This is a genomic window from Mycobacterium sp. NGS11 (assembly GCF_059813315.1).
In genome coordinates, this window is sequence record NZ_JCALEJ010000025.1 from 66,863 (window position 1) to 72,862 (window position 6,000).

General features: G+C 69.6%; 7 protein-coding genes. 6 read left to right on the forward strand and 1 reads right to left on the reverse strand.

Going from position 1 to position 6,000, the window contains the following annotated elements; translation table 11 throughout:
* Positions 1-86: 86 nt before the first annotated feature.
* The 5 genes from AC5Y4T_RS21615 to AC5Y4T_RS21635 all read left to right on the forward strand — a co-directional run bounded on the left by AC5Y4T_RS21615 (position 87) and on the right by AC5Y4T_RS21635 (position 4,939).
* The gene (locus tag AC5Y4T_RS21615; protein WP_499955270.1) at positions 87-833 is read left to right on the forward strand and encodes a hypothetical protein; all 747 of its coding nucleotides are present in this window, start codon (positions 87-89) and stop codon (positions 831-833) included.
* A gap of 33 nt (positions 834-866) precedes the next feature.
* Complete coding sequence (locus AC5Y4T_RS21620) at positions 867-2,420, forward strand: HD domain-containing phosphohydrolase (RefSeq protein ID WP_499955272.1); 1,554 nt, start codon at positions 867-869, stop codon at positions 2,418-2,420.
* Between the two features lie 48 nt (positions 2,421-2,468).
* The gene (mddA, locus tag AC5Y4T_RS21625) at positions 2,469-3,233 is read left to right on the forward strand and encodes a methanethiol S-methyltransferase (RefSeq protein WP_499950830.1); all 765 of its coding nucleotides are present in this window, start codon (positions 2,469-2,471) and stop codon (positions 3,231-3,233) included.
* A 61-nt stretch (positions 3,234-3,294) separates the two neighbouring features.
* Positions 3,295-3,777: a cation:proton antiporter regulatory subunit gene (locus tag AC5Y4T_RS21630; RefSeq protein ID WP_499920310.1), complete on the forward strand. Its 483-nt coding sequence runs from the start codon at positions 3,295-3,297 to the stop codon at positions 3,775-3,777.
* Positions 3,778-3,832: 55 nt separating this feature from the next.
* Positions 3,833-4,939: a cation:proton antiporter gene (locus AC5Y4T_RS21635; RefSeq protein WP_499955280.1), complete on the forward strand. Its 1,107-nt coding sequence runs from the start codon at positions 3,833-3,835 to the stop codon at positions 4,937-4,939.
* Positions 4,940-4,945: 6 nt separating this feature from the next.
* Here AC5Y4T_RS21635 and AC5Y4T_RS21640 read toward each other — a convergent pair whose 3' ends face one another.
* Positions 4,946-5,509, reverse strand: a complete 564-nt coding sequence (locus AC5Y4T_RS21640) for an Rv3235 family protein (protein ID WP_499920308.1) — start codon at positions 5,507-5,509, stop codon at positions 4,946-4,948.
* A 210-nt stretch (positions 5,510-5,719) separates the two neighbouring features.
* Between AC5Y4T_RS21640 and AC5Y4T_RS21645 the strand changes: the two genes are divergently transcribed.
* A partial coding sequence (locus AC5Y4T_RS21645) for a wax ester/triacylglycerol synthase domain-containing protein (RefSeq protein ID WP_499955274.1) occupies positions 5,720-6,000 on the forward strand: 281 nt, incomplete at its 3' end.

A 6,000-nucleotide genomic window follows, 5' to 3' on the forward strand; every position in this document is an offset into this window, starting at 1 on the left:
TAACTTCACACTCGGCGCCGATGCACCGCGAAGTTTGAGGCATCCGCCTCATGCGCCGCGGCGGCGCCCACGCGGATTATTCGGGCATGACCAGTTTGCGCACCCCGCTGGACGCCGCCAACGCCGTCCTGCGGCATCCCGTCCTACCCGCCGGAAGTGACGAACGCTTCGTCGGTTTCGGGGTCATGGGGCTCCCGTTCGCCAGCGGGCATTACCTGGCGCTGCGGCAATTTCCGGCGACATCGTTTTCGCCGGGTTATCGCTCGGTGTGGCATCGCGACCCCGAGGGTGTCTGGACGTTCTACGCGACGACGCCCGGACCGCAGAGCTGCGCCCGGTTTTTCAGCGCCGCGACCCCGCACGACGCGGTCCAATGCGACATCGACGTCGGGTGGGTCACCCCGTGGTCACTGTTCGTCGAGATCCCGAATCTGCTTGCCTGGCAGATCGATATCTGCGCAACCGCGGCGACGCGACTGATGAGCGCGGTCGGCGGACGGTTGCCGGCACGCGCCTGGACCAACCCGGCGGCGCTGGCCGTGCTCGGCCGGGTGGCCGGCCCGACCCTGCGCGCCGGGCGGGTCCGACTATCCGGCGCGGCGCCCAACGGCCAGCGATTCATGATCGCGCCCGCACGGGTGTGGGCGGTGGCGCAGTCGCGCGCGGTGCTGCGCGACGTCGACCTTGGACCGGTGGGACCGCTACACCGGCAGGCCAGGCTGGGCGGTTTTCGGCCGCCGCAACGCGGCGTGTTCGCGGTGGGCTCCGGGCATTTCGAGACGTTCGACGCGACCCGGCATCAGGCCGTGCGGCGCACTATCCCAATCGGGTGACCCCACGCCGATTAGCTGGGCACAATGAACCTCATGTCGGAGCCCGAATTACCGACCCGTGCCGAGTTGCTGGCGGCGCTGTCGGTGGCGATCGACCTCGGCCTGGGCCAGCCCGCCGAGCACATGCTCCGGGCCGGGCTGATCGCGACCCGGCTGGCCGACCGGCTCGGTCTGGACGCCGAACAGCGCGACTGCGTCTACTACACGACCCTGGTCATGTGGATCGGCTGCCACGCGGACTCCCACGAGTACGCGCGGTGGTTCGGCGACGACATTGCCGTGCGCCACGACTCGTATCTGGTCGACTGGTCCGGGATTCCCTATCTGCGCTTCCTGGCGAGCAATGTGGGTCGCGGCCAGCCGTTGGCGCACCGGATCACCGTGATGGCAACGTTGTTCGCCAACGCGCGGGGCCACATCTCCCGGTTGATCCACTCGCACTGCGCGTCCGCGGCGCTGCTGGCCGACCGAATTGGCTTGGGCCCCAAAGTGCAGGCCGCGCTCGCATTCGCGTTCGAGCGCTACGACGGCGGCGGGCTGCCCGCGGGCGCCCGGGGCGACGCCATTCCGATCCAGATGCGCATCGCCCAGCTCGCCGACATGGTCGAGGTCCACCACCGGACGTACGGCGTCGCGGGGGCCGTTGCGATGGTCAGCGCCCGACGCGGCGGCCAATTCGATCCTCAGGTGGTCGACGCCTTCGTCGGCGACGCCGACGCGATCCTGGCCGGCCCGCCGGCCGGCGAAGCGTGGGCGGCGGCGCTGCGCGAGGCGCCCGATCGCCAGCAGCGGCTCGACGACCGGTCGCTGGACACGTTGCTTGTGGCGCTGGGTGACTTCGTCGACTTGAAATGTCCTTTCACGCTTGGGCATTCGCGAGCGGTGGCCCGGCTCGCGGGCGAGGCCGCGCTGGCCGCCGGTCTTGGCCCCGACGCGATCGCGCTGACCCGGCGCGCCGGTCATGTCCACGATCTGGGCCGCATCGGGGTGTCGAATCACATCTGGTCCCGGCAAGGTCCGTTGAGCGCGTCGGAGTTCGAGCGGGTGCGGCTGCATCCGTATCTGACCGTGCGCATCCTCAGCCAGGTGCCGGGGTTTGCGCGGCTGGCCGAGGTCGCCGGCAATCATCACGAATGCCTTGACGGGTCGGGATATCCGCGCGGCCTGGCCGGGGCCGCGCTGGGCCTGCCGGACCGCATTCTGGCCGCCGCCGTGTGCTACCAGTCCGCCTGTGAGCCCCGGCCGTATCGCGAACAGCTGTCACCCGCCGCGGCCGCGCGCCGGCTGCGCGGGCGGGCGCAGGCCGGCGAACTGGAATCGGTCGCCGTCGAGGCGGTGCTGCACGCGGCGGGGCAACCCGCGCAGCGGCCGGCCCTGGGGCCGGACGGGCTGACCCCGCGGGAGATCGAGGTGCTGTGCCTGGTCGCCCGCGGCGCGTCGAACAAGGAGATCGCGGCGGCGCTGGTGATCAGCGAGAAAACGGCCCGCAACCACGTCGAGCGGACGTACGCCAAAATCGGCGTCTCGAACCGCATCGGCGCCAGCATGTATGCCCTGCAGCACGGACTGGTGCTCGCCGAACAATGAGGCAATCGCCCCATGTTCTTCGCGGGCGATCAGGCGCACAATCAGCTAATGAAGCGTTACCTGACGGTCGGCTACGGCGCGGCCGCTTATCTGCTCTTTCTCGCCGTATTTCTGTACCTTGTCGCGTTCCTGGGCAACTTCTGGGTACCGCGGACGGTCGATCACGGGGTCGCGTCGCCCATCGGCGAGGCGGTGTTGGTCAACATGGTGCTGCTCGGCGTGTTCGGCCTGCAGCACAGCGTGATGGCACGGCCGGGGTTCAAGGCGCGGTGGACGCGCCTGGTGCCGCCGTCGATCGAGCGCAGCACCTACGTGATGCTGTCCAATGTCGTGCTGGTGCTGCTCTACTGGCAGTGGCGAACGATGCCGGCCGTCATCTGGGAGGTAGAGCCGCCGGCCGGGCGCCTGGCGCTGTGGACGTTGTTCGGGCTCGGCTGGGCGATCGCGCTGGCGTCGACGTTCATGATCAACCATTTCGACTTGTTCGGCCTTCGACAGGTTTATTTGGCTTGGCGCGCAAGGCCTTACACCAACCTCGACTTTCGCGTTCGGTTCTTTTACCGTCTGGTGCGACACCCGCTCATGCTCGGCTTCGTCATCGCGTTCTGGGCGGTGCCCACCATGACGGCCGGACATCTGCTGTTCTCCATCGCGATGACGGGCTACATCCTGATCGCTACGCAATTCGAAGAGCGCGACCTGGTGGCCGCGCTGGGTGACGAGTACCGCGACTACCGCCGTCAGGTGCCGATGCTGCTGCCGCTGGGGCGCCGGCCCCGCGGTGGGCCGACCCAACCGGCGGAGCTGCATTAGCTTTCGGGCGGCCGGCCGCGCCGGGCGACGGTGGCGCCGGGCGACCTGTCAGGATTGACGTATGGATGTCAAGGAGGTGTTGCTCCCCGGGGTCGGTCTGCGTTACGAATTCACCGATCGCAACGGCGACCGCATCGGCATCATCGCGCGGCGCAGCGGCGATTTCGACGTCGTCGTGTATGCGCGCGAAGATCCGGACGAGGCCCGGCCGCTGCTTCACCTCAGCGATCAGGAGGCCGAGGCCGTGGCCCAGATCCTGGGGGCGCCGCGGATCGCCGAGCGGTTCACCGAGCTGGCCCGCGAGATCCCCGGACTCGAGACGGGTCAGGTGCACATCCTGGCCGGCAGCCCGTTCGTCGATCACCCGCTGGGCGACACCCGGGCCCGCACCCGCACCGGCGCGTCCATCGTGGCGATCGTGCGCAACGAGGAAGTGCTCGCCTCGCCCGGGCCCGCCGAGATGCTGCATGCCCAGGACGTTCTGATCGTCATCGGCACCGAAAACGGCATCGCGGGCGTCGAGAAGATCATCGACAAGGGCTGAGCCGGTGCAGATTTCGGGGACGCTGCTATTGCAACTCGGCGCCCTCCTGGCCACTATGGCCGTATTGGGCGCTGCCGCAAGGCGATTCGCGTTGTCGCCCATCCCGGTGTACCTGCTGGCGGGCCTGGCGCTGGGCAAGGGCGGCATCCTGCCGATGGCCGCCGGCGGGCAGTTCATCACCACCAGCGCACCCATCGGCGTCGTGCTGCTGCTGCTCACTTTGGGCTGCGAGTTCTCGGTAGCCGAATTCTCCAGCAGCATGCGCCACCACCTGCCGTCCGCGGGCGTCGACATCGTGCTCAACGCCGCGCCCGGCGCGATCGCCGGCTGGTTGCTGGGGCTGGATGGCGTGGCCATTCTGTGCCTGGCCGGCGTCACCTACATCTCCTCGTCGGGGGTCATCGCGCGGCTGCTGGAAGACCTGCATCGGCTCGGCAACCGGGAGACCCCGGCGGTGTTGTCGGTACTGGTGCTCGAAGATTTCGCGATGGCCGCCTATCTGCCGCTGTTCGCGGTCCTGGCCTCGGGCGGCGGATGGCTGCACGCCGTCGCCGGCATGGTCCTGGCGGTCGGCGCCCTGATGGCGGCGTTCGCCGCGTCCTATCGCTGGGGCCACCACGTGGAGCGGCTGGTGGAACACCCCGACTCCGAACAGCTCATGCTGCGGGTAATGGGCATCACCCTGATCGTGGCCGCCATGGCGGAGTCGCTGCATGCTTCGGCCGCGGTCGGTGCGTTCCTGGTCGGGCTGACCCTGACCGGCGAGACTGCCGTGCGGACGCGCCAGGTGCTGAGCCCCCTGCGGGACCTGTTCGCCGCCATCTTCTTTCTGGCGATCGGCTTTTCGGTGGACCCGCACGAATTGGTTCCGATGCTGCCGGCGGCGCTTATCCTGGCCGCCGTGACCGCGGCGACCAAGGTGGCCACCGGGATGTTCGCCGCCCGGCACGACGGGGTGGCGCGGCGCGGGCAGCTGCGGGCGGGCACCGCGCTGATCGCCCGCGGTGAGTTCTCGTTGATCATCATCGGATTGGCGGGCAAGTCGCTGCCTGCCGTCGCCGCGCTGGCGACGTCCTACGTTTTCGTCATGGCGATCGTGGGGCCCGTCCTCACCCGTTACACCGGCGGCCCGCGGGCGGCCGGCGCCGCACCGGTCAGCTGACCGCTCTCACCCGATGTGCAGGGCCACCACCATCCACCGGCTTCCGCCCGCGGCAGCGGTGACCTGCTCGACCCGGCAGGCGATGGCGTGCATCCGGTTCCCGCGGCGGTAGGAACCGAACACCTCGGCCGCCGAATCCGGCTCCGGGTGGCCGGCCGGCTGCAGCCGCATCCGGCGCAACACCGCCGCGTCACGACTCCGGCTCGCGGCCGAACGGCCAAGCGCGGCTACCGAATCCACCAGGCTGGGCGCCAGCAGGGGATTCAACTGGGCGGCGGGGCGGCGGCGGTCGATGACCTCCAGCACCCGGCGCAGCGCGGCGTCGGCGAAGACGGCCGCTTGACGCATCCGCGGGGACATGACCGCGCCAGGATCCGATGCCGGCGCCCTGCTGGGCTGCCCGGTATAGGGCCGCGGCGGTGCGTGGCTGCTGCGGCGCCGCAACGCGGGACGTGACGGTTGCCGGCACGGCGTGGCGGTGTGCGGCGCGTCCTGCGTCGGCGGCTCGTAGTCGACGACTGGTATGACGGTGAAAGCGTCAGACGGATTCGCAACCGGACTGGTGTTCAACGCGCACTCTCCAACTCTTCGGCCGGACCTTCAAGCCTGCTGGAGAGGGGCAGACAGCGGTTAGTCAGTGGTCATCATGGCACAACTCCGCCGCACGCGTACCCACGCTGACTTGGCGCACGGCCGCACGATTACCGTGGGCGGGACATCGGGCCCCAGGGGCCCAGGGCCCCGGGACGGGCGCCGAACTGACCAGGAGGACAGCGCCGCATGGTGACTCGCTTGTCCCCGCCGGACGCGTCGTTCTTTCGGCTGGAGAACACCGCGACCCCCATGTACGTCGGATCGCTGGCGATCCTGCGTCGCCCCCGTGCCGGCTTGAGCTACGACACGCTGCTGGCCACGGTCGAGCAGCGGCTGCCACAGATTCCGCGCTACCGGCAGAAGGTGCGGGAGGTGCGGGTCGGCACGGCCCGGCCGGTGTGGCTGGACGACAACGACTTCGACATCACCTATCACGTGCGGCGCTCGGCGTTGCCCTCTCCGGGCAG

Excerpts from the sequence above, each read along its gene's own strand:
- AC5Y4T_RS21615 (WP_499955270.1), top strand. The coding sequence starts at position 87 with ATGACCAGTTTGCGCACCCCGCTGGACGCCGCCAACGCCGTCCTGCGG.
- AC5Y4T_RS21620 (WP_499955272.1), top strand. The coding sequence starts at position 867 with ATGTCGGAGCCCGAATTACCGACCCGTGCCGAGTTGCTGGCGGCGCTG.
- mddA (WP_499950830.1), top strand. The coding sequence starts at position 2,469 with ATGAAGCGTTACCTGACGGTCGGCTACGGCGCGGCCGCTTATCTGCTC.
- AC5Y4T_RS21630 (WP_499920310.1), top strand. The coding sequence starts at position 3,295 with ATGGATGTCAAGGAGGTGTTGCTCCCCGGGGTCGGTCTGCGTTACGAA.
- AC5Y4T_RS21635 (WP_499955280.1), top strand. The coding sequence starts at position 3,833 with ATGGCCGTATTGGGCGCTGCCGCAAGGCGATTCGCGTTGTCGCCCATC.